Origin of the sequence: Bradyrhizobium sp. LB11.1, from assembly GCF_040549385.1 — a bacterium.
Classification (GTDB): domain Bacteria; phylum Pseudomonadota; class Alphaproteobacteria; order Rhizobiales; family Xanthobacteraceae; genus Bradyrhizobium.
Map to the genome: position 1 here is coordinate 41,801 of NZ_JBEPTH010000016.1, position 25,855 is coordinate 67,655.

26 protein-coding genes and 1 pseudogene are annotated in these 25,855 nt (G+C 64.1%); 11 read left to right on the forward strand and 16 right to left on the reverse strand.

The features are described from left to right. Positions 1-23: 23 nt before the first annotated feature. From ABIA96_RS30725 to ABIA96_RS30755, 7 genes are all read right to left on the reverse strand, one after another. Positions 24-650: a hypothetical protein gene (locus ABIA96_RS30725; protein ID WP_354140677.1), complete on the reverse strand. Its 627-nt coding sequence runs from the start codon at positions 648-650 to the stop codon at positions 24-26. Positions 651-706: 56 nt separating this feature from the next. Further along, positions 707-1,540, reverse strand: a complete 834-nt coding sequence (locus tag ABIA96_RS30730; protein WP_354140678.1) for a shikimate dehydrogenase — start codon at positions 1,538-1,540, stop codon at positions 707-709. Between the two features lie 70 nt (positions 1,541-1,610). Next, positions 1,611-3,368 (reverse strand): SulP family inorganic anion transporter, encoded by a 1,758-nt coding sequence (locus ABIA96_RS30735; protein ID WP_354140679.1) that lies wholly within the window; start codon positions 3,366-3,368, stop codon positions 1,611-1,613. 102 nt (positions 3,369-3,470) lie between these two features. Beyond that, positions 3,471-3,743, reverse strand: coding sequence for a helix-turn-helix domain-containing protein (locus ABIA96_RS30740; RefSeq protein WP_008566993.1), 273 nt, complete (start codon positions 3,741-3,743; stop codon positions 3,471-3,473). 261 nt (positions 3,744-4,004) lie between these two features. Further along, positions 4,005-6,053 (reverse strand): elongation factor G, encoded by a 2,049-nt coding sequence (locus tag ABIA96_RS30745; RefSeq protein WP_354140680.1) that lies wholly within the window; start codon positions 6,051-6,053, stop codon positions 4,005-4,007. Between the two features lie 154 nt (positions 6,054-6,207). After that, entirely contained in the window at positions 6,208-6,687 is a 480-nt protein-coding gene (locus tag ABIA96_RS30750; RefSeq protein ID WP_354140681.1) for a DUF992 domain-containing protein, read from the reverse strand. 155 nt (positions 6,688-6,842) lie between these two features. Then, positions 6,843-8,045 carry a pyridoxal phosphate-dependent aminotransferase gene (locus ABIA96_RS30755; protein WP_354140682.1) on the reverse strand — a complete coding sequence of 401 codons (1,203 nt, stop codon included), beginning with the start codon at positions 8,043-8,045 and terminating at the stop codon, positions 6,843-6,845. Positions 8,046-8,489: 444 nt separating this feature from the next. On the opposite strand from ABIA96_RS30755, the gene ABIA96_RS30760 reads away from it, so the two are divergent. From ABIA96_RS30760 to ABIA96_RS30785, 6 genes are all read left to right on the forward strand, one after another. Beyond that, positions 8,490-9,140 carry a glutathione S-transferase family protein gene (locus tag ABIA96_RS30760; protein ID WP_354140683.1) on the forward strand — a complete coding sequence of 217 codons (651 nt, stop codon included), beginning with the start codon at positions 8,490-8,492 and terminating at the stop codon, positions 9,138-9,140. Positions 9,141-9,295: 155 nt separating this feature from the next. Further along, positions 9,296-9,472: a hypothetical protein gene (locus ABIA96_RS30765; protein ID WP_354140684.1), complete on the forward strand. Its 177-nt coding sequence runs from the start codon at positions 9,296-9,298 to the stop codon at positions 9,470-9,472. 73 nt (positions 9,473-9,545) lie between these two features. Continuing rightward, entirely contained in the window at positions 9,546-9,704 is a 159-nt protein-coding gene (locus ABIA96_RS30770) for a hypothetical protein (RefSeq protein ID WP_354140685.1), read from the forward strand. Between the two features lie 129 nt (positions 9,705-9,833). After that, on the forward strand, positions 9,834-10,646 hold the full coding sequence (locus ABIA96_RS30775; RefSeq protein WP_354140686.1) for a PAS-domain containing protein: 813 nt from the start codon (positions 9,834-9,836) through the stop codon (positions 10,644-10,646). Positions 10,647-10,722: 76 nt separating this feature from the next. Then, on the forward strand, positions 10,723-11,178 hold the full coding sequence (locus ABIA96_RS30780; protein ID WP_354140687.1) for a GNAT family N-acetyltransferase: 456 nt from the start codon (positions 10,723-10,725) through the stop codon (positions 11,176-11,178). A 262-nt stretch (positions 11,179-11,440) separates the two neighbouring features. Then, on the forward strand, positions 11,441-12,382 hold the full coding sequence (locus tag ABIA96_RS30785) for an aldo/keto reductase (RefSeq protein ID WP_354140688.1): 942 nt from the start codon (positions 11,441-11,443) through the stop codon (positions 12,380-12,382). Positions 12,383-12,398: 16 nt separating this feature from the next. Here ABIA96_RS30785 and hmuQ read toward each other — a convergent pair whose 3' ends face one another. The 4 genes and pseudogenes from hmuQ to ABIA96_RS30805 all read right to left on the reverse strand — a co-directional run bounded on the left by hmuQ (position 12,399) and on the right by ABIA96_RS30805 (position 16,317). Beyond that, the gene (gene hmuQ / locus ABIA96_RS30790; RefSeq protein WP_354140689.1) at positions 12,399-12,722 is read right to left on the reverse strand and encodes a heme-degrading protein HmuQ; all 324 of its coding nucleotides are present in this window, start codon (positions 12,720-12,722) and stop codon (positions 12,399-12,401) included. 275 nt (positions 12,723-12,997) lie between these two features. Continuing rightward, positions 12,998-13,370 (reverse strand): annotated as a pseudogene (locus ABIA96_RS30795) (endonuclease domain-containing protein). A 158-nt stretch (positions 13,371-13,528) separates the two neighbouring features. Continuing rightward, on the reverse strand, positions 13,529-14,746 hold the full coding sequence (locus ABIA96_RS30800) for a DUF1501 domain-containing protein (protein WP_354140690.1): 1,218 nt from the start codon (positions 14,744-14,746) through the stop codon (positions 13,529-13,531). Positions 14,747-14,748: 2 nt separating this feature from the next. Beyond that, positions 14,749-16,317, reverse strand: coding sequence for a DUF1800 domain-containing protein (locus ABIA96_RS30805; RefSeq protein ID WP_354140691.1), 1,569 nt, complete (start codon positions 16,315-16,317; stop codon positions 14,749-14,751). Positions 16,318-16,432: 115 nt separating this feature from the next. Here ABIA96_RS30805 and ABIA96_RS30810 point away from each other — a divergent pair, with 115 nt between their 5' ends. After that, on the forward strand, positions 16,433-16,648 hold the full coding sequence (locus ABIA96_RS30810) for a cysteine-rich CWC family protein (protein ID WP_354140692.1): 216 nt from the start codon (positions 16,433-16,435) through the stop codon (positions 16,646-16,648). Positions 16,649-16,710: 62 nt separating this feature from the next. On the opposite strand, the gene ABIA96_RS30815 is transcribed toward ABIA96_RS30810, so the two are convergent. The 3 genes from ABIA96_RS30815 to ABIA96_RS30825 all read right to left on the reverse strand — a co-directional run bounded on the left by ABIA96_RS30815 (position 16,711) and on the right by ABIA96_RS30825 (position 18,515). After that, entirely contained in the window at positions 16,711-17,409 is a 699-nt protein-coding gene (locus ABIA96_RS30815; protein ID WP_354140693.1) for a glutathione S-transferase family protein, read from the reverse strand. Positions 17,410-17,508: 99 nt separating this feature from the next. Continuing rightward, positions 17,509-17,739 (reverse strand): hypothetical protein, encoded by a 231-nt coding sequence (locus ABIA96_RS30820; protein ID WP_354140694.1) that lies wholly within the window; start codon positions 17,737-17,739, stop codon positions 17,509-17,511. After that, entirely contained in the window at positions 17,736-18,515 is a 780-nt protein-coding gene (locus ABIA96_RS30825; RefSeq protein WP_354140695.1) for a TSUP family transporter, read from the reverse strand. Before ABIA96_RS30825 ends, ABIA96_RS30820 begins: the two co-directional genes overlap by 4 nt. A gap of 311 nt (positions 18,516-18,826) precedes the next feature. Here ABIA96_RS30825 and ABIA96_RS30830 point away from each other — a divergent pair, with 311 nt between their 5' ends. From ABIA96_RS30830 to uvrB, 4 genes are all read left to right on the forward strand, one after another. Then, positions 18,827-19,741: a LysR substrate-binding domain-containing protein gene (locus ABIA96_RS30830; protein ID WP_354140696.1), complete on the forward strand. Its 915-nt coding sequence runs from the start codon at positions 18,827-18,829 to the stop codon at positions 19,739-19,741. Between the two features lie 174 nt (positions 19,742-19,915). Continuing rightward, positions 19,916-20,143: a hypothetical protein gene (locus ABIA96_RS30835; protein WP_354140697.1), complete on the forward strand. Its 228-nt coding sequence runs from the start codon at positions 19,916-19,918 to the stop codon at positions 20,141-20,143. A 59-nt stretch (positions 20,144-20,202) separates the two neighbouring features. Beyond that, positions 20,203-20,433: a hypothetical protein gene (locus ABIA96_RS30840; RefSeq protein WP_354140698.1), complete on the forward strand. Its 231-nt coding sequence runs from the start codon at positions 20,203-20,205 to the stop codon at positions 20,431-20,433. A 93-nt stretch (positions 20,434-20,526) separates the two neighbouring features. After that, on the forward strand, positions 20,527-23,493 hold the full coding sequence (gene uvrB / locus ABIA96_RS30845; protein ID WP_354140699.1) for an excinuclease ABC subunit UvrB: 2,967 nt from the start codon (positions 20,527-20,529) through the stop codon (positions 23,491-23,493). A 3-nt stretch (positions 23,494-23,496) separates the two neighbouring features. Here uvrB and ABIA96_RS30850 read toward each other — a convergent pair whose 3' ends face one another. Together ABIA96_RS30850 and ABIA96_RS30855 are read right to left on the reverse strand one after the other, a co-directional pair. Then, a complete protein-coding gene (locus ABIA96_RS30850) occupies positions 23,497-24,807 on the reverse strand; it encodes a hypothetical protein (protein ID WP_354140700.1) in 1,311 nt (436 codons plus the stop codon). A gap of 510 nt (positions 24,808-25,317) precedes the next feature. Then, positions 25,318-25,737, reverse strand: coding sequence for a hypothetical protein (locus tag ABIA96_RS30855; protein WP_354140701.1), 420 nt, complete (start codon positions 25,735-25,737; stop codon positions 25,318-25,320). Between the last annotated feature and the right edge of the window lie 118 nt (positions 25,738-25,855).

A 25,855-nucleotide genomic window follows, 5' to 3' on the forward strand; every position in this document is an offset into this window, starting at 1 on the left:
GGCGCTATTCCCTGAATTCCCGATCACATCGGCGGTGTCAGGCCGTCGCGTCCGACGCTGACGCGGTTAGTCTCGAACGAGCCATCCGGCAATTGCTTCATGAAGGCGACTACCTTGGCGCCGGCTTTCAGCTCGGACTTGTCCCCGGGCACGAACGTCACCACTGGTGTCATATCGGAGACGAACACCTTCTTCTCGCCGTCCTTGTACTTCACCAGCAGCGTATGGCCGTCATTGCCGACTACGCTCTCCGACACCGTGGCATTGGTCATGCTGGAATTGGGCTTGAGGTCATAGGGCCGAGAGCCTTCGCCGGTGCCGCGCATGCTCTCCGGAAACACGTGAACCTCGACCGCATTCTGGGCGCCGTCCGGTCCCGGCACGGTGGTGGCGCCGACGAAAGAGCCGACCTTGATGTCGGTGAGCGAGATCTTGGTGACGCCGGCGATGCGGATGTCGGATGCGATGTGGAGCTTGACGTCCTCGCCGCTGCGCGACTTGACCTGCATCAGGTCACCGTCGACGCTCTCGATCGTGCCGCGCACGCGGGTCGGCACCGGCGCCTTTTGCGCGACGGCACAGAGGGTGGAAGCGGCCACCATCGCAACGGCGATGAGCGGGCGCGTGAAATTAGCACGTTGGATGGTCATGACGGTCTCCGATTGTCCCCACGGATAGTGAACGCCGGAGACGGCGGGCTATTCTCTCAAGTCTTTGTGAGATCGGCCTCGACCAGCGCGCGCAGTTCCGCGGTCACCTGCGGCCGCTGGCCGAACCACAGTTCGAAGCCGCGCACCGCCTGATGCAGGAGCATGCCGAGCCCGTCGGCGGTGTTCAGCCCGCGGGCCATGGCGGCCACGAGCAGCGGCGTCACCAGCGGGACATAGACGAGGTCGGCAACGACGGCGGACGGCGGCAGCCGCGCCACATCGACCTCGAGTGCGGGCTGGCCGTGCATCCCGAGCGAGGTCGTGTTCACGAGAAGTTGCGCCCGCGGCAGGACGTCATTGATCCCGTCCTGGGCAAGCGGACGCACGTTCGGCCCGAATTGCGCCGCCAGCGCCTCGGCCCGCGCCAACGTGCGGTTGGCGAGATGAACGCGTGTGACACCGCGTTCAAGCAGGCCGAACACCACCGCGCGCGAGGAGCCGCCGGCCCCCAGCACCAGCGCCTCGTCGGCGTTGTCCCAACCGGGCGCGCTGGCGTCGAGATTGCCGAGAAAGCCCTCCACATCGGTATTGGTCGAGCGCAGCTCTCCGTCGGCGAACCACAGCGTGTTGGCGGCGCCCACGGCCTTGGCACGCGCATCGGGCGTGGACAGCTCCAGCACGCCGACCTTGTGCGGAATGGTGACGTTGGCGCCGACGAAGCCGCGCATCGACAGCCGCAGCACGAAATCACGCAGATCCTGAGGCGGAACAGCCTCGATGACGTAGCCGCCTGCGATGCCGAGCGTGCGCAGCCAATAATGATGGATCAGCGGCGAGCGCGAATGAGCTGCCGGCCATCCGATCAAACAGGCTGCGGGCGGTTTGGGCACGATCGTCACCTTGCAGGATCCCTCCCGGGAAATTGATGCAGGCGATCCATTTCGTGTCCCGCCGGTCCTGTCAAGCAGGCGGCTGATGACCTGTAAATTCGAGCGCGCCGGGGGCGCCCTTGATGGCAGCGACCGCGCCCTCGATGGTCTCGCGATAATGCGCGTGCGGCTCCGTGACGCCGTGGGTCAGCAGCGCCTGGCGGACGGATGGCGAGGCGCCGGTGATAAAGAGCTCGATGCCCTGGCGGTGCGCCTTGGCGGCGACGCGGCCGAGCACGTTCGCCGCGGTCGAATCCAGGAACGGCACCGCGGCGAAATCGACCACGAAGCCCTTGCGGGTGTCGGCGATGCCGTCGAGCACGTTGCCGATCGCCGACGCCGCACCGAAGAAGAACGCGCCGGTGATGCGATAGATCAGCACGTCGCGGTCGACCGCGAGCGCGGAATCGTAGGGCACGCGCTCGCCATTGCCGTCATCGGGACGATCGGCCGCCACCAGCGGCGAGCGCTCCTCGATGCCGGTCATCTCCGCCATGCGATGGATGAACAATACCGCGCCGAGCGCGAAGCCGACCAGAATGCCTTCGGTGAGATCGCGGAAGATGGTGAGCAGGAAAGTCGCGAGCAGCACGACGGCATCGCCCCAGGAGGAGCGCAGGAGCGTCGCGAATTCCTGCTTCTCCGCCATGGTCCATGACACCACGACGAGCACGGCGGCGAGTGCGGCGAGCGGGATGTAGCTCGCAAGCGGCGCTGCGACCAGCATGAACAGCAGCAGGAAGACCGAATGCAGCATGCCCGCCAGCGGCCCGCGCGCGCCGGCGCGGATGTTGGTCGCGGTGCGCGCGATCAGGCCGGTGACGCAGATGCCGCCGAACAGCGCCGCACCGATATTGGCAACGCCTTGCGCGACGAGTTCGCAGTTGGAGCGGTGGCGGCGTCCGGTCATGCCGTCGGCGACCACAGCGGACAGCAGCGATTCAATCGCGGCGAGGAGTGCGAACGAGATCGCATCGGGCAGCACCGCCGTCGCCTTTGCAATTGAGAACGCCGGCAGCGCCGGCGACGGCAATTCACGCGGGATGCCGCCGAAGCGCGATCCGATGGTCTCGATCGGCAGCGACAGCACGGCGGTCGCGATCGCCGCGAGCGCGACCGCGATCAGGATGCCGGGCCAGGACGGCCGCCAGCGCCGCAGGCCGGCAATGATGGCGATGCTGACGAGAGCGACCACAATTGCGGAGGGATTGATGGTGTTCAGACCACCGGCGAGCGCGACGAGTTTCGGCACGAATGCGCTCGGCTCCTTCCCCGCGAGCGTGATGCCTGAGAGATCGCGCAGCTGGCTCGCAAAAATGATCACGGCGATGCCGGCGGTGAAGCCGACCGTGACGGGATAGGGAATGAACTTGATGTAGGTGCCGATGCGTAACAGGCCCGCAGCGATCAGGACCATGCCCGCCATCATGGTGGCGAGGATGACGCCGTCGACGCCATGGCGCTCCGCCGTTACCGCGACCAGCACGATGAAGGCGCCTGCGGGCCCGCCGACCTGAAACCGGCTGCCGCCGAGCAGCGACACGATGAAGCCGCCGACGACGGCCGTGTAGAGCCCACGGTCCGGCGTCACGCCCGATGCGATCGCGATCGCCATCGAGAGCGGCAGCGCGACGATCGCGACGGTGAGGCCGGCAAACACGTCGGCGCGGACATCCGACAGGCCATAGCCTTCGCGCCAGACCGTGATGAGCTTTGGCAGATAAAGTTCGGCAAAGGTCGGCTGGCGCATCTGACGCAGCTCCCTTGCGTGATCGCTCGTGATGCTCATTTCAGCAAAGTGCTCCGCTGGCCCCACAATGCTCCGGTGCATCGTGCAGCGCGCGTGCGACGATGCGCTAGTCCATCCTGATCCCGGGCACGATCAGCGCGATCACGCCCCGACGCGTCGCGGCGGCCCCGGCTCCTTGAGGCGAACACCCCGCCCGCCGCTGTCGCTGCGGGCCTGTTCGCCGATCAGCTCGACGCCGGCCCGGTCGAACGCCTCGACCACCTTGATCAAGGTCTCGACCACGCCGCGCACATTGCCGGTCGAGGCCTCCATCCGCTGGATGGTCGGCAGCGACACGCCGGCGAGCTCGGCCAGGGTTTTCTGGTCAATGCCAAGCAACGCGCGAGCTGCCCGCATCTGGAATGACGTGATCACCTTGGCCTCACGTGTCAGAGCCTATAAATGATATCTGAAGCATGTACAATGATGTAAAATACATCAAACATGGGCGAACGCAAACGCCTCCCGTCTATCTCCTCCGTCATTGCGAGCGCAGCGAAGCAATCCAGAATTCCTCAGCGGAAAGACTCTGGATTGCTTCGCTGCGCTCGCAATGACGCGTGGAGAGGGCACGGACTTACCTCTCCTCTCCCCCGCAAATGCGAAGAGAGGAGAGAGGAATGTTTTCCTAACAGCTCACGCCGCGTGTTGATGCGCGGCGATGATCTGGTCGGCTGCGCGTCCCGTGACTTCGGCCATGTGGTCGAACTGGCGGGTGAAGCTGCCCGCGCCTGCCGTGGCCGAACGCAGCTCGACGATCAGCTCGCCGATCTCGGCCTCCGGCATCATGGCGCGGACGCAGTCCCAGCCGCTCCAGCCGTCGCGGGTGTCGAAGCCGAGGATCTGGCCGCGACGCGCCGACAGGATCGCGTTGATCTTGGCGGTGGCGTCGGTCGGACAGACGATCTCGACCACGTGGATCGGCTCCAGCAGCACCGACTGGCATAGCGGCAGGCCTTCGTTCAATCCGACCCGCGCCGCCGTGCGGAAGGCGAGGTCGGAGGAATCGACGCTGTGATAGGAGCCGTCGGTCAGCGTCACCTGCAAATCGGTGACGGGGAAACCGAGAGGGCCGCGCGTCAATCCGTCGACGACGCCCTCTTCCACCGCGCCGATATAGTTGCGCGGCACCGCACCGCCGACGACCTTCTCGGCGAACTTGAAACCCTCGCCGCGCGGCAGCGGCTTGATGTCGAGCACGACGTCGCCGAACTGGCCGTGACCGCCGGACTGCTTCTTGTGGCGGCCGCGCTGGACGATCGGCTTGCGGATGGTTTCCTGGTAGCCGATCGCGGGTGGATGCGATGCGATCTTGACGCCGAAGCGGTCGCGCAAGCGCTCGCTGGCGACACGCAAATGCATCTCGCCCTGCCCCCACAGCACGGTGTCATGGGTCTGGGCGTTCATCACAAAGACGAGTGACGGATCCTCCTCGTGCAGCCGCGCCAGCGCCTGGCCGAGCTTGACGTCGTCCTTGCGGTCGGTGGCGGCAACCGAAATCGCGAGCACCGGCGGTGTCGGCTCGCTGACTGCGAGCGCAGCAGGCGCGGTCTTGCCGCTCGAGACGGTGTCGCCGGTCTTGACCGGGTCGAGCTTGGCGAGCGCCACGGTATCACCAGCTTCCGCCGAGGCCCGCTTGCTGTCGTAGGCACCGTTGACGGCGAGGATGCCGGAGATGCGGCCCATTCCACCGGAGGCGGATTGCAGCGTGGCGCCGTCGTCGAGATGACCGGCGAGCAGCCGCGTCAACGACAGCTTTCCGCCGTGTTGCGAGTGCAGCGTCTTGAAGACGAAGCCGAGCGCGTCCTTGCTCTCGGGCAAGCCAAGTCGTTTTGCAGTTTCGGTGACATCAGGCACCTCGTGGCGCAGTGCCTTCATCAGACGCAGCACGCCGTTTTCGCGCGCCGCGGCGCCCAGCAGCACGGGGCAGATCAGCCCTTCACGCAACTCTCGGGCGAGGTCGTCGAACACCGCGTCGCGCGGCGGCTGGATGTCCTCGAGCAATTGCTCCATCAGCGCGTCGTCGTGATCGGCGAGCTTCTCCAGCATCGAGAAGCGGGCCTCCTTCTCGCGATCGAGATTGCCGCCGTCGAGCGTGACCACTTCGGAGGCCTTGTGCTCGCGATAGACGAACGCGCGTTCCAGTGCGAGATCGACGAATCCCTCGATCAGATCGCCCTTCCAGATCGGGATCTGGCGCAGCACCAGCGGCACGCGCGAGGCGGGCTGGAGCATCGCGAGCGTCTCGCGGATGCGGTTGTTGGCGCGATCGATCTTGTTGAGGAACAGGAAACGGGGGATCTTCAGCTCCTCCAGTTCGCGCAGGATGATCTGAAGCTGCGGCAGCTTCTTTTCGTCGGCCTCGCAGACCACGATTGCGGCGTCGACCGCGGGAAGCGCGGCGCGCATGTCGTGGGCAAACTCGACGGAACCGGGACAATCCAGGAAGGTATAGCTGTCGCCCATGAAACTCGTGGTGGCGGCAGTCAGGCCAACGGTCATCTTGTGATGGCGGGCCTCGGCACTGGCATCGCTGACGGAGGTTCCGGCGTCGACGCTGCCGGCGCGCGGGATTGCGCCCGTCCGCGCCAGGATCGCTTCGAGAAGTGTGGTTTTACCGCTTTGGAAAGGGCCCACCAGCGCAATGCACCGTGGACCTCGGGGACTTCTGACGTCTTGTCCCATTCGCCGCCTCCTTGGTGTGGAGCTCGGCCCATGATTGGGTCGGCAAGCGCAGATGCTCTGCCCGTCCCCGAGCTTTGGCAAGCGTCAAACGTCGCTGCGGTGCGTCGTCGCGGAAACGCGCATGGAACGGCGCATTTCACGCCACGTCACATCGTCAACGGCCCGGACGGAGTTCCAGGCTCTCGAGTCCGGCCGCGACGTTGAGGCCGACCTGGCCCTGCAAGCTGAGCGGCTGGAGCGCGATCGAATTGTTGGAGCCGCCGACCAGCACGTTGCCGCCCAAGCCGACGCCGACCGAAGCGCTGCCCTGCGCGCCGGCATAATTGCCGGAGAGATCGCCGGGCCCGAGCCGGTCGACCGGTGCGAACACGCCCCAGGCCAGCGTGGTTTCCTGGGTGATGCCGAGGTCGAGGCCGACTTTACGGATCGTCGCGACATAGCGGTCTTCCGGCAACCCGTCGGCGCGCAGCACGCAGCCGAGATTGGTCACTGATCCCACGATGAATCCAACGCTGGCGCCGCCGCGGCATTCGAGCACACCAAGCCGGACCATCCGCTGTTGCGCACCGCTAGTGGCGACGGAGGCAACGAGACTCGCAGCAGCAAGCCCGGCTAGGAAAAGTGAGCGGCGCATGAAATATCTCCGGCGATGAATGTGATGCGAGCAGAGAGGCGCGGCAGGAAGCCGCGGGCGTTCTATGCCACAAGAGTCGTGGGCGTGCCAGATCGCGCGGACATGAAAGGGCCCGCTTTGCGCGGGCCCTTTCATGTCGGATCGTTACTGCGGATTTAGCGGAGGTTGCCGCAGAAGCGCTGGATGCGCTTGCAGGCGTCTTCGAGATCCGAGGTCTTGGTCGCGTAGGAGATGCGGAACGCCGGGCCGAGGCCGAAGGCTGACCCCTGCACGACGGCGACGCCTTCGGTCTCCAGCAACTCGGTGACGAACTGCTCGTCGTTTCCGATCACATTGCCCGACGGCGCGGTCTTGCCGATCGTGCCGGCGCAGGACGGATAGACGTAGAACGCGCCCTCGGGCCGCGGGCATTCGATGCCCTTGGCCTGGTTGAGCATGGAGACGACGAGATCGCGGCGCTCCTTGAACACCTTGTTGTTGGCGGCGATGAAGTCCTGCGGACCATTCAGCGCTTCGACGGACGCCCACTGCGAGATCGAGGACGGGTTGGAGGTCGACTGCGACTGGATGGTCGACATCGCCTTGATCAGCTGCGCGGGGCCACCGGCGTAACCGATGCGCCAGCCGGTCATGCAATAGGCTTTCGACACGCCGTTCACGGTGAGCGTACGGTCGTAAAGACCGGGCTCGACCTGCGCGACGGTGGTGAACTGGAAGTCGTCATAAACGAGGTGCTCGTACATGTCGTCGGTCATCACCCACACATGGGGATGCCTGACCAGCACGTCGGTGAGCGCCTTGAGCTCGGCCCTGGTGTAGGCCGCGCCGGTCGGGTTCGAGGGCGAGCACAGGATCACCCATTTGGTCTTCGGCGTGATCGCGCGCTCGAGCGCCTCGGCCTGGAGCTTGAAGCCGGCCGCGGCAGTGCAGACCACCGGCACCGGCTCGCCACCGGCGAGCGCCACCATCTCGGGATAGCTGACCCAGTACGGCGCGGGGATGATCACCTCGTCGCCCGGATTGATGGTCGCCATCAGCGCGTTGTAGAGCACCTGCTTGCCGCCGGTGCCGACGATGATCTGGTTCGGCTTGTAGACGACGCCGTTCTCGCGCTGAAACTTCGCGATGATCGCGTCCTTCAGCTCCGGAATGCCGTCGACCGCAGTGTACTTGGTCTTGCCGGATTCGATGGCGTGGATCGCCGCCAGCTTGATGTTGGCGGGCGTGTCGAAGTCAGGCTCGCCGGCGCCGAGACCGATGACGTTGCGGCCCGCCGCTTTCAGCGCACGTGCTTTATCCGTGACCGCGATGGTTGCGGACGGCTTCACACGGTCGAGCGCAGCGGCAAGGAAGGACATCGTCATCTCCTGACAAGCGTCGTGAACCCTTTGGCTTCACGACTCTGATTGTGGGAATGGAGACACCCTAAAACGTGTGCCGCTGCACCGCAAGAAACTTTGGCCCGATCTCGAAAAAGTTTACGGAGTTTGGAGCGTTTCGAGGCTCGATTTCCCGCAATTTTCCGCATCTTTGCCGGGCAAACCCCTCATATCCGGCAAGGCTTGTCCTCGGAGCAATTTGGCCGTTGCGTAGCGAAGCGATGCGCCGTGGACGTTGACGCAAGCGTGATCTGATTTGCAGGGTCGCACGAAAATGATTTTCCGCGCCGTTGCAGTGCGGTAGGGTTTTCGAGTTTTTCTATGAGCCAGCCCTTGCGGCGGATTCGCATCGGCATCATTGTTTAGCCGCGGTGCGGGGCAACAAGCACCGCGCCTTCCTGATCCCGGAATCGAACTCCCAGAATGTACAAGCTCTATTCGATGCAGCGCTCGGGCAACAGCTACAAGGTCCGCCTCGCGCTGGCGCTTCTGAACGTACCCTACGAAGCGGTCGAGGTGGACATTCTGCGCGGCGAAAGCCGCACGCCGGACTTCCTGACCAAGAACCCGTCGGGCCAGGTGCCGCTGCTCGAGGTCGGCGACAACCGCTTCCTCGCCGAGTCCAACGCCATCCTTTGGTACGTCGCCATCGGCACGCCGCTCGCGCCGGAGAACCGCATCGACCGCGCCGAGGCGCTGCAATGGATGTTCTTCGAGCAGCACGCGCTCGAGCCGAATATCGGCGCCGCCTATTTCTGGCTGTCGCTGGTCAAGGGCGGCCGCGACCTCCAGACCCACGCGTTGGAGGACTGGATGGAGCGCGGCTATGGCGCGCTCCAGGTGATGGAAAACCACCTCAAGACCAACGCCTACTTCGCCGCCCGCCAACTCACGGTCGCCGACATCGCGCTCTACGGCTACACCCACCTCGCCGACCGCTGCGACTTCGACCTTTCACCCTTCCCGGCGATCCGCGACTGGCTGAAACGCGTGGAAGCAGCGCAAGGTTTCGTGGCGATGGACTGGCGGCCGGCCGAGATCGACGACCCCGCCAGCATCGCGGCCGGGGCCTGAAAACCGGTTCCGCGTTAAGAAATAGCGGGCATAGCGTTAACCTTTGCCGCAATTGCGCCATTTTCGGCGCGTTAGCCGCCCCAATATTGCCGGCTGAAATTGTGAAGTTGTTCGACGTCGCGGGTGATTCGCTCGCACGTTGAAGGATTTAGACCATGATTCGGGCGTCCGGCACGGTCGGATTTCGAGGCCAAACCGATACCGTCTCGTCTTCCCGGCTGACCAACGCGGTCTCGGCCTCGCTCGCCGTCGCCGCCCTCTCGCTGTGCCTGATCGTCACCCTCACGGTGCTGTCGACCAAGGCGACCATGGCGATGGGTCTGCCGGTCTGATCCCCGTTTCATCCTGGATGACCTTCAAGGTGCCGCGCGGCCCCGCGCCGACCGGCATCGCGACAGGACACCCATGAAGTCGCCCGTGGTAGTCGTTGCAATCACCTTGACTGCGGCCATTCTGATCGCGGCGTCGCTTCTGATTTTCGCTGGCACCCGCAAGGACCCGGGGGCGTCGACGCTGAATGCGCCCGTGCCGCAACAGCGCATCATGCACGCGCATTTGGTCTAAAATCATCCGAAAGCTTTGCGCACCCTGGCAAGCGCCGCTTAAGCGCGCCGCGCGATACCGGATTGCGCTTGTGCAACCATGGCTCAGTCTGATGGCGTTATCTCGTTCAGGGAGGAACGAGCCAGTCCCATGCGGTTCGGATGGCGTGCCATTTCCGGTCCCGTACTAACGGCAGCGATTGCACTGCTGGCGATCCTGCTTGACCGTCGCGCTCCCGCGCTCTCGCTTGCACCGCTGTTCGTTTGCATCGTGGCGCTTGCGGGTTCGCTGTCGGGCCTTGCATCCGCACTTGGCAGCGCTGCCATCGCGGTGATCGGCGCGACGCTGCTCGCGCTCAGCCGTCGCGCCGCGCCCGGCTTTGCCGCGGCTGATCTCGCGCAGCTCGGCCTGCTTGCGCTCGCGACCGCCGGCACCGCTGGCATCACCGGCCTGATGCGCGAGCGCCTGCTCGACGCCTTCGCCGCCGAGCGGCAAAACCACGCGACTGCCGCGCGGCTGTCGGCGGCGCTCGACCAGATCGACATCGGCATCGTGCTGCTCGATGCCGAGACCCGCGCCGAATTCATCAACCGCGCATTCCGCGACTATTTCGCGCTGCCGGACGAGAAGGCTGACGACAAGCCGCCCTTCGTCGCGCTGATGTATCACGGCCGCGACACCGGCGCGCTCGAGTTGCCGGAGGACGAGCTGGGCGTCTTCATCGCGCAGCGCATGGAGATGGTGCGGATCGGCGACGCCACGCCGATCAATATCGCATTGCGCAATGGCGAGGTGCTGCGCTTCGTCTGCACCGCGCTGCCCGACGGCGGCCGCATGCTGAGCTACACGCCGGTGACCGACCTCGTGCGCCATACCGACTCGCCGGCGCGTGCTGACTACTATCGCGCGCTGCGCGACCCCACGGGGCGAAAGCTGATGCGGTATCTGCGCGTCGCGGAGTGATGCCAGACGCCACGATTGATCGACCCGCCCCTCATCACGTATGAAGGACACTTCATCGATCGCGGAAGTTCACCACATGTCGCTCACCATTCGCTCCGTCGCACGGCAGGACTACGATCAATGGCTGCCGCTGTGGGACGGCTACAACGCCTTCTACGGCCGCTCCGGCCCGACCGCACTCGCGCCCGAGATCACGCGCGTGACCTGGCAGCGCTTCTTCGATGCCTATGAGCCGGTGCATGCGCTGGTCGCCGAGAGCAATGGGCAGCTGCTCGGTCTGACGCACTATCTCTTCCACCGCAGCACCACCGCGATCGAGCCGTCCTGCTATTTGCAGGATTTGTTCACGACTGAAGCCGCCCGTGGCAAGGGTGTCGGCTCGGCGCTGATCCACGGTGTGTACGAGCGAGCCAAGCTCGCGGGCGCGCCGCGCGTCTACTGGCAGACGCATGAGACCAACACGACGGCGCAGAGCCTGTACGACAAGGTCGCGGAGCGCTCAGGCTTCATCGTCTATCGCAAGATCTTCTGATATCCACGAAGCGCGATGCCCTGTGGATAACTCCGCCTGTCACCGGCGCGTAACACACCGGGATTAGGTTGTAGTTGCGTCTGATCAGGCCCCCGTCACAGATCAAGCGCCCCAAGCGGTCCCCGTCAGTCGCCGCGTCTGACAGGGGCCGCATTTTTTGTCTGCAATTCTTTGTCGGCATGGCTGCAACGCAGGCAAGCGCTTGCCGCTGCGTCGCACCGCGGTCACAATGGCCGCCTGCATTCTTCTGACAGGACATCCCATGGAAATTCGTAATCTCGGCGGCTCCGGCCTGCGCGTGTCCGCGGTCGGCCTCGGCTGCAACAATTTCGGCCAGCGCACCGATCTGGAGACCTCGCGCAAGGTGATCCACCGCGCGATCGATCTCGGCATCACGCTGTTCGACACCGCCGACATCTATGCAGGCCAGGGCGGTTCGGAGACGGTGCTCGGCACCGTGCTCGGCGACCGCCGCAAGGACATCGTGCTCGCCACCAAATATTCCAAGCCGATGGCGACTGACGGCATCAAGCAGGGTGCCTCGCGCCGCTACATCATGAACGCGGTCGAGGCCAGCCTGACGCGACTCAAGACCGACTACATCGATCTCTACCAGCAGCATGATTACGATCCGCTGACGCCGATGGAAGAGACGCTGCGCGCGCTCGACGATCTCGTCCGCCAGGGCAAGGTCCGCTACATCGGCCATTCCAACTTTCCGGCGTGGCGCATCGCCGAGGCCGAGTTCACCGCGCGCGCGATGAACGTCAGCCGCTTCGTCTCGGCCCAGGACGAGTACAGCCTCGTCGTCCGCGACATCGAAAAGGATTTGCTGCCCGCAGCCCAGGAATACAAGCTCGGCCTGCTGCCGTTCTTCCCGCTGGCGAGCGGCCTCTTGACCGGCAAATACCAGCGCGGCGCGACGGCCCCCGCCGACACGCGCTTCGGCAAGGCGCCGGCGTTGCGCGACCGCTACGTCACGCCGCGCAACGAGGACATCGTCGAGAAGCTCCAGGCTTTTGCCAAGGCACGCGGCCATTCGATGCTGGAGCTCGCCTTCTCCTGGCTCGCGGCGCGCCCGCAGGTGTCGAGCGTGATCGCCGGCGCCACCCGCGTCGAGCAGGTCGAGCAGAACGTCAAGGCGATCGCCTGGCAGCTCAGCGCGGGCGATCTCGCCGAGATCGATGGGATCACCAAGGGCTAACTCTCACGGCGCGGCGTTACTTCGCGCCGCGTCCGACCGTCTGCATCACCTCAAAGCCTTCGAACTGGGGATGGCCGAGATAAAGCGGCTTGTTGTCGCCGGCGCGGGCATGCGCCGCGCGGAACGCCTCCGACTTGGTCCAGGCCTCGAACGCCGCGTGGTTCGCCCACACAGTGTGCGAGGCGTAAAGCGTGTGGTCCTCGAGCTCGGGCCCTTTAAGCAGATGGAATTCGACGAAGCCCGGCACCTTGTCCAGATGGGTGTCGCGCGACGCCCAGACCTGCTCGAAGTCGTCTTCCGATCCCTTGGTGACGCGGAAGCGGTTCATGGCGATGTACATGCGGGTGGTCTCCTGATGTGAGCGAAGCACCGCCCCCTCACTCCCTCGCCTCGTTCTTACGGGGAGAGGGTGGGGTGAGGGGTCGCCTCCGCGAGTTCGATCGCAATTGTAAACGACGCGCGCCTTGCACGCACGATCGTTGTACGAGTCGGATGGGCTGTCGCTTCGGCAAACAGTGTGCCCTGCCCCTCACCCGGATCGCGCCGCGAAAACGGAACATTTAGCTGGCTCCCGGAGTGAGGGTGGCACCGCCCTCTCACTCCCTCGCCCCGTTCTTACGGGGAGAGGGTGGGGTGAGGGGCTGCCTCCGCGAGTTCGGAGTGAATCACGGTTGAGAACACCTTCGATATTGCCAAGAACGTCGTTGTTCCAGAAACGAAGTACCTTGTAGCCCTTCTCTCCTAGGCGTTGATCTCGGACAGTATCCGCTGCCGATTCATTATGCTGCCCACCATCAACTTCAACGATCAGCCGCTTCTCGCGGCACACGAAATCACAGATGTAACCGATGATCGGCTCCTGTCTGACGAACTTGTGTCCATCGACCCTTCGATTGCGGATGCGATTCCAGAGGACCGTCTCCGCATCCGTCTGATCGACGCGCAACCGCCTTGCGAGTCGGATGGGCTTTTCGTTGTGGCCACGCATTGCCTTGCCCCTCACCCGGATTGCTGCGCAATCCGACCTCTCCCCGCATAAGAGCGGGGAGAGGTTAGGATCGCAGCGCGAACGGACATTTTAGCTGGCTTCTGCAGTGAGGGAAGCACCGCTCCTGCACTCCCTCGCCCCTTTCTTACGGGGAGAGGTTAAGCCACCAGCCCCTTCATCGGCCTTGCGCTTGCGCTGTCCGGGAAGACTGTCCTCGCCAGCACCTGATCCGACAGGCCGAACTGACTCTGCAGCACGCCCTTGATCACGGAGCGGAGGTCGGTGGTGGGCTTGAGGTCGCGGGCCTCAAAGAGGTTGGCGGGCTTGAGGCCGGGCCAGTCGGAGATGACGCGGCCGCCTTTCACCGCGCCGCCGGCGAGCAGCGCGATGGTGCCGGTGCCGTGGTCGGTGCCATCGGTGCCGTTGATGCGCGCGGTACGGCCGAATTCGGTGGCGACGACGACGACGGTGTCGCGCCAGCGGTCACCGAGGCCACTTTCGAATTCGGCGAGCGCGCCGTCGAGACCGCCGAGCAGGAAGGCAAGCCGCCCGACCGGGCCGCCTTCATTGGCATGCGTATCCCAGCCGTCGAAGGCGAGCGCGGCGATGCGCGGACCGTCATCGGCGGCCATCAGTTTTGCCGCGCCGCGCGCGACCTGCCGCATCTGCGCGACTGCGTTGCCGGGCTTCGGCTTCATGTCGTCGCCGCTCGCGGACTTCTCCAACTGGAGACCTTGCGACAGCGCCGAGGCCAAAGCGGGATCGCGATGCCGGTAGAGATCGACGAGCCGCATCGCGGTGTTGTCGTCGGCCTGCGGCAGCGCGACCGGCGCCCAGCCGACGGTCGGCGCATTGCCGCGCAGCACCAGCGGCGTGGTCGGACCGACCGCGAGACCGCTCGACACGCGCTCGCCACGCGGCAGCGCTTCGAGCGCGCGGTTGAGCCAGCCGGATTGCACCCGGCCCGGCCCGGCGTAGCCGCTCTCGAGCACGTCCTGGCCGTCGAAATGCGAGCGATCGCGATAGGGCGTCGCGACGGCGTGGATCACCGCAGCATGCTGGGCGCGATACATCCGCGCAAATTCCGGCATCGCCGGATGCAGCGCAAAGAAAGAATCGAGCATCGGCGCGGGATGCGCGCCGCCCGCCGTGAGCGCGATCGAACCGTGCAGGCCGGCATAATCGGGGTCGCCGACCGGCGCGACGGTCGCGAGCCCGTCGAGCGCACCGCGCAGGATCACCACGACCAGCCGGGGATCGCGCCCATCGGCCGCGCGGGCGAATTTCGGCAAATAGGCCCAGGCCGCGAAGGAGGCGCCGCCGAGCAGAAGACCGCGGCGCGAGGTGAGGAGCTGGTTTTCGACGCAGTCGATCATCATCATCTCCTCTGAATTTCCGGCGACATCAGCAGCAGCGCCAGCGCCTGCTGGCGCGATTCCGCGCGCTCGATGGTTTTGCGCGTTTCGATGGACGCCGCATCGGCCGCGGCGAATTCCAGCAGATCGAGCGGATCGATATTGGGCCCGAGCCGCGCGCCCATCTGAGAGGCGATGTCGAGCCGAAGCTTGATGCCTTCGGGCGCGGCCCAGGCCGCCGCCGTGTCGGGAAAACCGTTCGGCCCGGCCGGTGTCCACAAGGGTTGGCCGAGCAGGTTCAGATTGCCGAGGTAACCACCTGGATCCTCCGGCACGCGCGCGAGCAGCCGGCCGCTCGCGACCAGGAAATCGTAAGGCGAGCGCATCTTGGTCAGCGGCGCCTTCCAGGCTTCGTCGGAATCGACCAACGCTGTGGCCAGCGCCTTGAGGTCGCCATCGGTCCTGACGAAAACATCGCGCAACCGCGCAACCAGCGCCGGCGGCGGATCGTCGGCAACGAAGTGCCGGACGAATTTGGTTGCGATGAAATTCGCGGTCGAGGGATGCCGTGCGATGTCGGCGAGCGCGGCCTCGCCCTGCGCCAGGCCAGTCGGCTCATAGGTTTTACCGAGCAGCAATTGCGGCCCGGGCTGGTGCGCATTGGCATTGAAGGCGAAGGAGCCGGGCGTTCCGAGCTGACCTTTTCGGCCGGCAAAGGTCCAGCCCGTGATGATGCGCGCGAGCGAGGTGACGTCCTCCTGCGTATAGCCGCCGCCGACGCCGAGCGTATGCAGCTCCATGATCTCGCGCGCGAGATTTTCGTTCAGCCCGCGCTTGCGGTTTTGCCCGGCGCGCGAATCCGGTCCGAGCGATTGCTGGTTGTCGAGGAAGAACAGCATCGCCGGATGCTGCTCGACCGCCTTCAGCATGTCGGCGAAGCGCCCGAGCACATGCGGGCGGATCGCCTCGCGCTCGAACGCGCCGGCCCACATCCGTGCCAGCTCGCCCTTGCTCGCGGAGATGCAGAAATGATTGGACCAGAACACGACCAGGCGCTCGGTGAAGCCGCATTCGACCAGCATCGCGCGCTGCAACCGCGCCAGCGCCTCGGCGCGAAAGGTCTTCTGGATGACGTTGAGCGGCTGCGGCGAGGGTTTTGCAGGAGCAGGCGCAACGGCATTGGGCTGCATGCTGCCGGATTTCATCGCTGTGTCGGCGGCAGGTTTGGCGTCGGTCATCTGACCGGCGATCTCGGTCATCACCGTGTTGAGCGAGAGATTGCGCCGCAATTGATTGTCGGGCTTCGGGTCGGCGGGCGGCTGCGGCGCCGGCACCTCGGTCGGCGTGGCGGCCTTCGCCGCCTCACGCGCCTGCTTGACCTGGTCCTGATAGGCGAACGCAGCCTGTCCCAGCTGCGGCGTCGATTGCAGGCCCGGCGCCTCCAGCAGCGCGCCATAAGACCGGGCCAGTTCCGCCTTCACAAAACCTCGGGGATCGGAGGCCGCATTGATGAGATCGCCGGATGCGCCGCCGCGGGCGCCGAAGCCGAAGCGGTTCAGCGCGACGAGGGCGGCTTGCGAATCGCGGGCCATCGATTTGTCCTTCGCACCGTCGTGAAACGCTTTCCGAGCCTATGCGCGGCGCCTAATATACCGCGACACCAGATGAACCCGACATGAAAATGACGGCGAAGCTTCGGCGTAAATCATGACAAATCCGAAAGAATTTCCGTTGCAGGAACCTCGTCGTCTCGCCTGTTCCCGATGCGGCACCGAATTCGGCTGCGACGTCTCGAGCAATTGCTGGTGCGCGGAGGAAACGGCAAAGCTGCCGATGCCGGTCAAGGGCGAGGATTGCCTGTGCCGAGACTGTTTGCGCAAGGCCGCGGCGGAGGCCCGTAGCCCGGATGGAGCGCAAGCGTAATCCGGGAATCTTTCCGCGGGCACGAACCCGGATTTCGCTCCGCTCCATCCGGGCTACGAAGTCTAGATTGGATACCCCGGCGATTTCCGCGCCATGCCGTCGAACGCATCGAGCAGCTTTTCGCGCCAGGCATAAACGGGATCATCGGCTTCGAGCAGCTTGAACGGGCTCACCACGCGCGCCCACTGGAAACCGCCGAACGCGATGTAGTCGGCATAATTCGGCGCGGCGCCGCCGATGAAGGGCTGCTTCTTCAGCGCCTGCCGCATCACCTCCAGCGATTTGCGGAATGCGACGACGCCGGCATCGCGGCTTGCCATCACCTCTTCCAGTGCCTTGCCGCCAAAGCGCGCCTCGCGCGATCGGCGAAAATAGGCGGCATCGACCTCAGCCAGGTTCTTCGGGATGTCGGCGATGATCAATGGGAAGATGCCGCCGACGACCGCAATGTCGCCCCAGGCATTCAGCATGCGCGCCATGGCGCGGCCGCCTTCGCCGCCAAACAGTGATGGCTGGTTTGGAAAATTGTCTTCGAGATAGTTCGCGATCGCCCAGGAATCGACCACGGGCGTGTCGTGATGCAGCAGCACCGGAACCTTCTCCGAACCGTGCGGCGCGATCGTGCTCTTCTCGGTGAAGCGCCAGGGCAGCGATTCCGCCGTCAGCCCCTTATGCGCCAACGCCATCCGGGTGCGCCAGCAATAGGGGCTGAAAGGGCGCGATGCGTCGGTGCCGACGAGTTCGAAGAGTTTGAGCGACATGGTGGGGTTCCGTCATTGCGAGCGCAGCGAAGCAATCCAGGTTGTCGCCGCGGAGACATTCTGGATTGCTTCGCTCGCGCTCGCAATGACGTTGTGGCGTCACCGCCCGTTGGTTCGCAGCAGCCTTTCGCCGTCTTCCGTCACCGCGATGATCAGGCCGATACCGGGCAGCGTCTCGCGCGCGACGAAGCCGCGGTCGGCGGCGTCCTCCCAGATGGTGAGGCGCGGGCACGAGGTCTTCCAGGTCGAGATCACCTCGGCATAGGCGCGCGGCTCGCGCGCGATCCATTCGACGAAGTCCAGCACCAGCGGGTCGGCGTTACAGCTCATTGCAAACCTCCCTTGTCGAAGGCGGCCAGCACCGGCACGCGAAGCAGGAGCCAGCCGCCATAGGCGATGTAATAGCAGGCGACGGTGGTGATCAGCTTGTTCGACCAGGCGATGAACTGCTGGTCGGTCATGGCTTCGAGGAGGCGCCGCGCCAATGTGGTCCCAAGCATCGAGGCGGCGATCGCGACGCCGGCGAGCACGGGATCGAGCGTGGCGGCCTGGTCGATCACGCCGCCGAAATAGATCAGCTTGGTGAAATGGCTGACGAGTTGGCACATCGCTTTCGTCGCGACCTTCTCGCGCCGTCCGAAATTGCCGCCGAGGAAGAAAGTGTCGAGCAGCGGCCCCGACACGCCGGTCATCAGCATCAAGCCCATGCAGACCGTGCCGTAGGCGCTGCCCTGCCAGAGGCGGTCGGGATCGGGCTTGATGGTCGACGGCAGCAGCCGTGCCATGAACGGCGTGATGCCGAGCAGCAGCAGCGCCATCGGCTTGTCCGGCACAAAGCGCGTCAGCGACCAGGCCGCGAGCGCGATGGCGGCGCCGACCATATAGTTCGCGACCGGCCGCCAGCGGATATGCGCACGCCATAGCAGAGCCCGCCAGCCATTCGAGGCCATCTGCGTGATCGCGTGCAGCACCATCGCAGTCGGCAGCGGCATCAGCGCCAACAGCACGCCGATCAGGATCAGTCCGCCCGCCATGCCGAACAGCCCCGACAGGAACGCGGTGCCGACCATCAGCAATCCAAGGGCAGCGATCATGATGGACGTCACGAAGGGGTTCTCCTGTGGTGGTAAGGGACGCAAGCTGTCGCGCTCCCTCGCCCCGTTCTTACGGGGAGAGGGTGGGGTGAGGGGCTGCTTCGGCAATCAAAGTAGTAGTCGGACTCGCGGAGAGTCCCCTTCACCCGGAATTTGCTTTCGCAAATTCCGGCCTCTCCCCGCGTGCGGGGAGAGGCGAAGTGGCACCGCCCCCGCTTCAACAAAATCAGCATGAATTACGCCGATGTTTCTGCCTCGCTTGCCGTTCGCACGCAAACTGAGTTATCTTGGCCTGGCATCAGCTTTCCTGAGGGTCTTTGCATTTGCGGCGGCTGCTCTTTCTCAACGGCATCAAGGCATTCGAGGCGGCGGCGCGGACCGGCAGCTTTGCTGCGGCCGGCGTCGAGCTGAGCGTGTCGGCGGCCGCCGTCAGCCGCATGGTGCATCTGCTGGAAGAGCGGCTCGGTGTCGCGCTGTTCGAGCGCAAGGCCAACAGGCTGGTGCTGACGCAGGCAGGGCGCGCCTATCAGAGCGGGCTGACGCCGATCTTCGATGCGCTCGCGAGCCTCACCGCGCAGGTGACGGCGCCCTCGAGCGTGCGTGTGCTCACCATCGGCGTCGGCCACACTTTTGCGATGCGCTGGCTGATCCCGCGGCTGTCGGAGTTTCGCAACGAGGAGCCCGACATCGAGGTGCGCTTCACCACTGGCGGCGCCGAAGTCCCGTTCGGCGAGGATTGGAGCTGCGGCATCAAGCTCGGCACCGGCGACTGGCCGGGACTGGTGGCCGAGCCGCTGTTCGCCGGCGACCTCACGCTGGTCTGTGTGCCCCGTCTCGCCTCGGGCCTGAAACGCCCGGCCGATCTCAAAGGACCAAGTCTGATCCGCGTCACGCATTCGCCGGAGGACTGGCCGATCTGGCTGAAGGCCGCCGCCCTCCCCCGCATCAACGCCCGCGGGCCGGAGTTCCAGTTCTACGGCCAGGCGCTCCAGGCCGCCGTCGACGGGCTCGGCATCGCCATGGGCATCCGGCCTTATATCGACGACGATCTCGCCGCCGGCCGGCTGATCGCGCCATTCGACCTTTCGGTGCCCAAAGGCATGCGCTGGTACCTGCTCTACCGCAGTTTTCAGACCGAACAGCGCGACTTTGCCGCCTTTCGCCGCTGGATCATGCGGGCGGCGGCGGAACCGGCGGCCCGGCCGCGGCGGACCGGACGCGGCGCCGGACGGAACTAGATTCTTGTTTTGACACGTTTTCTTTTCGCGAACCGGTATCCACTTTGCTCGAAAACGCTCTGGCCCATCACCCTTTCGGGTGAAAAAGCCGGCCGCTTGTGAACCGCTTCACATTTCGAATTCCGCAAACGTGGTCCTCTAACCCTCCGACACGAGAGTATTTGGGGACTACCAATGACGACCATTTACGATGGCTTTGACATCGAATCCTTCGAAGCTGGCAAGGGACTGTGGCACGCCCGGATCCGGCGCGCCGATTTCAGCCCGGTTGCCATCGACGGCGTGCTGTTTCCGGCCATGGAAGTCGGCTTTGCCTGGCCCGATCCCGACGCCGCGATCGCGGACGCCAAGCATCACATCGATCGCTTCCGCCGGCGTTCCGACGACAGCGACGACGAATAGGCCGGCGAGACGGCAACAGGACTGAGCGGCAGCGTGGCGTACCAGGGGGACACCGGTTCATGTCAGTCATCGAATACGAAGACGCTTCCCGGCCAAGAATTTATTCGCGCAAGGTGCTGTCGATATGCCCGGAATGCGACGGCGATCTCACGGTGCTCCGTGTGATCGGCGGCCGCGCCGGCTGCGAGTACTGGACCATGCGCTGCACCGATTGCGGCGGGATCCATCTCGACATTCTCGAGCCGCGTCTGACGGTCGTGGACGGCGAAGGGCCGCTGCCGGCGGCGTAGTCGAAAGGCCTGCTGCCAACCTGCTGTCAGCAGCCTGCGCAGAGACCTACCTTCGCCCTTTTCTGAAGCGCGGACTCGTCCCATATTCGGGGCATGGCGAAGAAACCTGCTCCCCCAAAATCCCCCAAATCCAGCTCACCTAGCAAGACCCCGAACTCGAAGGCACATCGGCCCGATGTGCAGCCGATCGGGCCGGCGCTGGCCGAATTGCTCAATCCCGCGATCAATCGCGGCGATGCCGGGCTTGGATCGGGCACCGGGCTGCAGCCGCCGCCGGACAATTCGCGTGACCGCCGTTCCGGGGGTGAAGCCGCCGCGCATCGCGCGCGGGCCTCGACGCCGAAAGAGTTTCCACAGGATTCAGCGCGACCGATGCCGCTGCGGCCCAATCCGCAGCCGCCGGGCGCCCGAGAAAGTGCCGGCTTCGACGAGGCGCCGCAGGCCAATTACGGAACTGCGGCTACCATTCCGACGCTCGATCCGGAACTGGCGCGGCAACTCGGCCTCCCCACCGAGGAGGACGATGCTGAGGCGCTGGCACGTCCGCCGCGCAGCAAGATGGAGGCGCTCGGCGTCAAGGCCACCGCAGATGCGCTGGAGTCGCTGATCCGCGAGGGCCGGCCGGAGTTCCGAAGGGATGACGGCTCCACCAAAGTGTGGACGCCGCATCGGCCACCGCGCCCGGAAAAGTCCGAAGGCGGCGTGCGCTTCGAACTCAAGTCCGCCTACGAGCCGCGGGGCGATCAGCCGACCGCGATCAAGGAGCTGGTCGAAGGCATCCAGCGCAACGACCGTTCGCAGGTGCTGCTCGGGGTCACGGGCTCGGGCAAGACCTACACCATGGCCCAGGTGATCGAGAAGACGCAGCGCCCCGCCATCATCCTGGCGCCGAACAAGACGCTTGCCGCCCAGCTCTATGGCGAGTTCAAGAGTTTTTTCCCGGACAATGCGGTCGAGTATTTCGTCAGCTATTACGACTACTATCAGCCCGAAGCCTACGTCCCGCGCACCGACACCTACATCGAGAAGGACTCCTCGATCAACGAGCAGATCGACCGCATGCGCCACTCGGCGACGCGCGCGCTGCTTGAACGTGACGACGTCATCATCGTTGCGTCGGTGTCCTGCATCTACGGTATCGGCTCGGTCGAAACCTACACCGCGATGACGTTCGCGCTGAAGAAGGGCGAGCGCATCGACCAGCGCCAGCTGATCGCCGACCTCGTCGCGCTCCAGTACAAGCGCACGCAAGCCGATTTCACCCGCGGCACGTTCCGCGTGCGCGGCGACGTCATCGACATCTTCCCGGCGCACTATGAGGACCGGGCCTGGCGCGTCAATCTGTTCGGCGACACCATCGAGAACATCGAGGAATTCGATCCGCTCACCGGCCACAAGCAGGACGAGCTCGAATTCATCAAGATGTACGCCAACTCGCACTATGTGACGCCGCGCCCGACGCTGGTGCAGGCGATCAAGTCGATCAAATCCGAATTGAAGATGCGGCTCGACCAGCTGCACGACCAGGGCCGCCTGCTCGAAGCGCAGCGGCTGGAGCAGCGTACCACCTTCGACCTGGAGATGATGGAAGCGACAGGAAGCTGCGCCGGCATCGAGAACTATTCGCGCTATCTGACCGGGCGCCTGCCCGGCGAGCCGCCGCCGACGCTGTTCGAATATGTGCCCGACAACGCGCTGGTGTTCGCCGACGAAAGCCACGTTACGGTGCCGCAGATCGGCGGCATGTTCCGCGGCGACTTCCGGCGCAAGGCGACGCTGGCCGAATACGGCTTCCGCCTGCCCTCCTGCATGGACAACCGCCCACTGCGTTTCGAGGAATGGGACATGATGCGGCCGCAGACGGTCGCGGTGTCGGCGACGCCGAGTGCCTGGGAGCTGAACGAAAGCGGCGGCGTGTTCGTCGAGCAGGTCATTCGTCCCACGGGGCTGATCGATCCGCCCGTCAATATCCGCCCCGCCCGCACCCAGGTCGACGATCTCGTCGGCGAGGTGCGCGCCACCGCGCAGGCCGGCTATCGCTCGCTGGTCACCGTGCTGACAAAGCGCATGGCCGAGGACCTCACCGAATATCTGCATGAGCAGGGCATTCGCGTCCGCTACATGCACAGCGATATCGACACGATCGAGCGCATCGAGATCATCCGCGACCTGCGCTTGGGCGCCTTCGACGCGCTGGTCGGCATCAATCTGTTGCGCGAGGGCCTCGATATTCCCGAATGCGCGCTGGTCGCGATCCTCGATGCCGACAAGGAAGGTTTTCTGCGCAGCGAGACCTCGCTGATCCAGACCATCGGCCGCGCCGCGCGCAACGTCGACGGCAAGGTAATCCTCTATGCCGACCAGATGACGGGCTCGATGGAGCGCGCCATCGCCGAAACCAACCGCCGCCGCGAGAAGCAGGTCGAGTACAACACGGAGCATGGCATCACGCCGGAGAGCGTGAAAAAACACATCGGCGACATCCTCAACTCCGTCTACGAGCGCGACCACGTGCTGGTCGAGGTCGGCGGCCACGACATGACCGACGACGTCATCTCGATCGGCCACAACTTTGAAGCCGTGCTCGCCGATCTCGAAACGCGCATGCGCGAGGCCGCCGCCGATCTGAACTTCGAGGAAGCCGCCCGCCTCCGCGACGAAGTCAAGCGCCTGCGCGCCACCGAGCTCGCGGTGGTCGACGACCCCACCGTCAAGCAGCGCACCGTCGCCGGCAAAGCCGGCGCCTATGCCGGCACCAGGAAATACGGCGATGCCGCCAACCTCCCGGTCAGCGCCATGAAGAAAAAGACCGTGAGCTCCGCGCTGAAAGCGAGCGGCGGTGGCAGCGGCTCGAAGGTGCACAAGCCGCATCTCGACGAGATGCACGGCCCGGAATCCCTCCCTTATCGCGAGAGCCAGACGCTGCCGTCAAAGCCGTTCGGCAGCACGAGCCGGATCATCCAGCCGACGGATTCAAGGCAGTCGGGCCCGGAGTTTGGGCCGGCGCCCAAGTCGACGGGTGGGCAGCCGGGAAGGCGCGGGGGGTGGAAGAAGAGGTAGGACTCAGGCGTTCAGACAGAGAACAAGATAGCTCGCCATCCAATCCCACATCGCCCGTAAGTGATCGGGCGATGGAGCGAAGTTTGGAGAATGAACATACCGATTTAGCGTATCGGCTGAAAGCAAGTGGTCGTGCTGAGGAAATTTGCCTAGGAGCTGCGAATACTTTTGGTCGATCTTTCCGTTAGATTCCAAATTCTGGGCGACCTTCAATACTCGCTTTGCGAGATTGTCGTTGTGAGCGATCGTCGCAAGCTTCGTTTGTTCGATGTAATTTTCGGTGGCGAGCTCCACGAGCACTCGAAATAGAACTGAGATGGCGTTCGGATGATCGCTTAGCTTCAAATGAAATTGGAGTTCCTCCCAAATAGCTCGGTGTCTTTGAATTCGCCCTGCCCAAGCAATTGAGTAAGGTGTATTTGGGATAAGTGTATTCCGGGCCTGCGGACGCGCAACACGAGTCGGAGTGGGCTTGGCTACAGTTGCCGGCTTCTGTTCAGATGGCGGCTGCTTAGCAGCCAATGAATTTGCCGATGTTGGCAGAACACCTTCAGTCTCCAGTCTATCCAAATACGCCCGCTTCGCATCGATATCCCAGATATCTCCCAACACTACGTGACGATTTGCGAAATCGTCGGCGATACGGCGTAACGCTCGAATAACAACAGGTTCGTCATGCGTGAATTCAAACTTTCCTCTTGCACCAGAGAATCCAACTCGATTTCTGAAAGCTTCGGCCGAGAGCAACCTATTTAGGTTCGAGCGCGGAACCTTTTTGTGCGGAAGCATGCCTGCTTCCGAAAGGCGTTTTTCGACTTCGTCCGCAGCATTAAAGCCACCTCCCATTCCTGTCCGACCAATGAAGTTAGACTTCATTCGATCGTCCCAAGTGGATTGGCCCACACCTCCCTGGCTACCCGTGTGCCGACGAAACAAGATATCGTCTATTCGGTCGCGATCCGTTTCGATCTGACACTCAACCGCGGACGGAAATTCGCTTTGCCATTTTGCGCGTTGCTCAGTGAAGAATTCTTGCAATTCAACGGTCGGCGCCCGTCGCGGCCGGTCCAGCAGCTTTAGACAGGTCATCCGCCTATTGCCGTCGAAGAGAACATAGAGATCTTGATCCGGAAACACCAACGGCGGCTCGAACACCTGCCCCTGCGCAACGATGTCCTTAGTAAGATTTCGCATGTGAGCTTCGAAATTGTTGAACAGCCAAGCGATTGCGGCCGTCTCATTCTCAAGCTCCCCATGACGGTCGTTAGCTCGATTCACGACGAGCGAATCGAGCGATAGATGCTTGTAGCTCATTGTTTGCTTCCCCCTAGGGAAGCATAAACCGGATCCCTCTCTTAGTTGTACTGAATCATGCATCCACCTTAGGTATGATACAACTCGGTTCGCAGTTTTGCTGCAACGCAAAGTTTCTCATTGAATTCGGCGGTACAGATGGCTCATCAGCCAGATATTTGGACGGGAAGGCGTGCGGCGGGTTTTGTATCGACGCCTGGTCCAACTGTTTGGGCCCAGTCAATCATGGGAAAAGACCTCATCGCCCGGCAGAGGCTTGGACCGCAAATTCAGCCTCTTTTGCGAGGACTTTGCTAAAGCCGTTGGCGCCAGATCCGACGGTGCTGTGAAGCAACAAATACGATTTGCTTTGCCCGAAACATAGGGCGGAAGCAATTGGAATAGACATGCACAGACGGCCATCCTGAACAAGGCAGCAACCCTTGAAATGGGCTTTATTGAAGATAGGCAGCTACCAAATCTACAGGCTGTAGGTCGATCTTAGGGACGTGGCGAGTTGATTGATCGCCTTCAGCAGATATTGAAATTTTCGGATTGAAAGCGACTGGACTCACCCACGCTCGCCGTTACCACCGCCATCACCGACAGCATCAGCACGATCGCGACCAGCGAGGCGGCCGGGTGGGTGCGCCATTCCGTGATCTTGTCGGAGAGCGACAGGGTGCCATCGAAGAAGCCTGGTTCGTAGAGCGTCTTGAATAGCGCGGGGAAACTCGGCCCGAGCGTGACTGCGATGGTCGCGTGAACCAGCGAGGCGAAGGCGACGAAGATGGCGACGCCGGGGTCGCCGACGAGGTCGTGGTTGCCACACAGTTTGAGCAGCAGCGCGGCGGCGGCGAACGTCGGAAAGCTCTGCAGGATCACGGTCAGCGCAAAGCCTTCGAGCGCGTTGCGCAGGCGGGACTTTCTCGCGGCGGCGGTGACGGCCATGGCACGTCTCCCTGATGGCATGCGGATGATGGTAGCCGCATGGGGAGGTGTGCGATGTGAGATGGCTCACGCGGGGGAGCGGTCTGTCTTTACCTCGCCCCGCTTGCGGGGAGAGGTC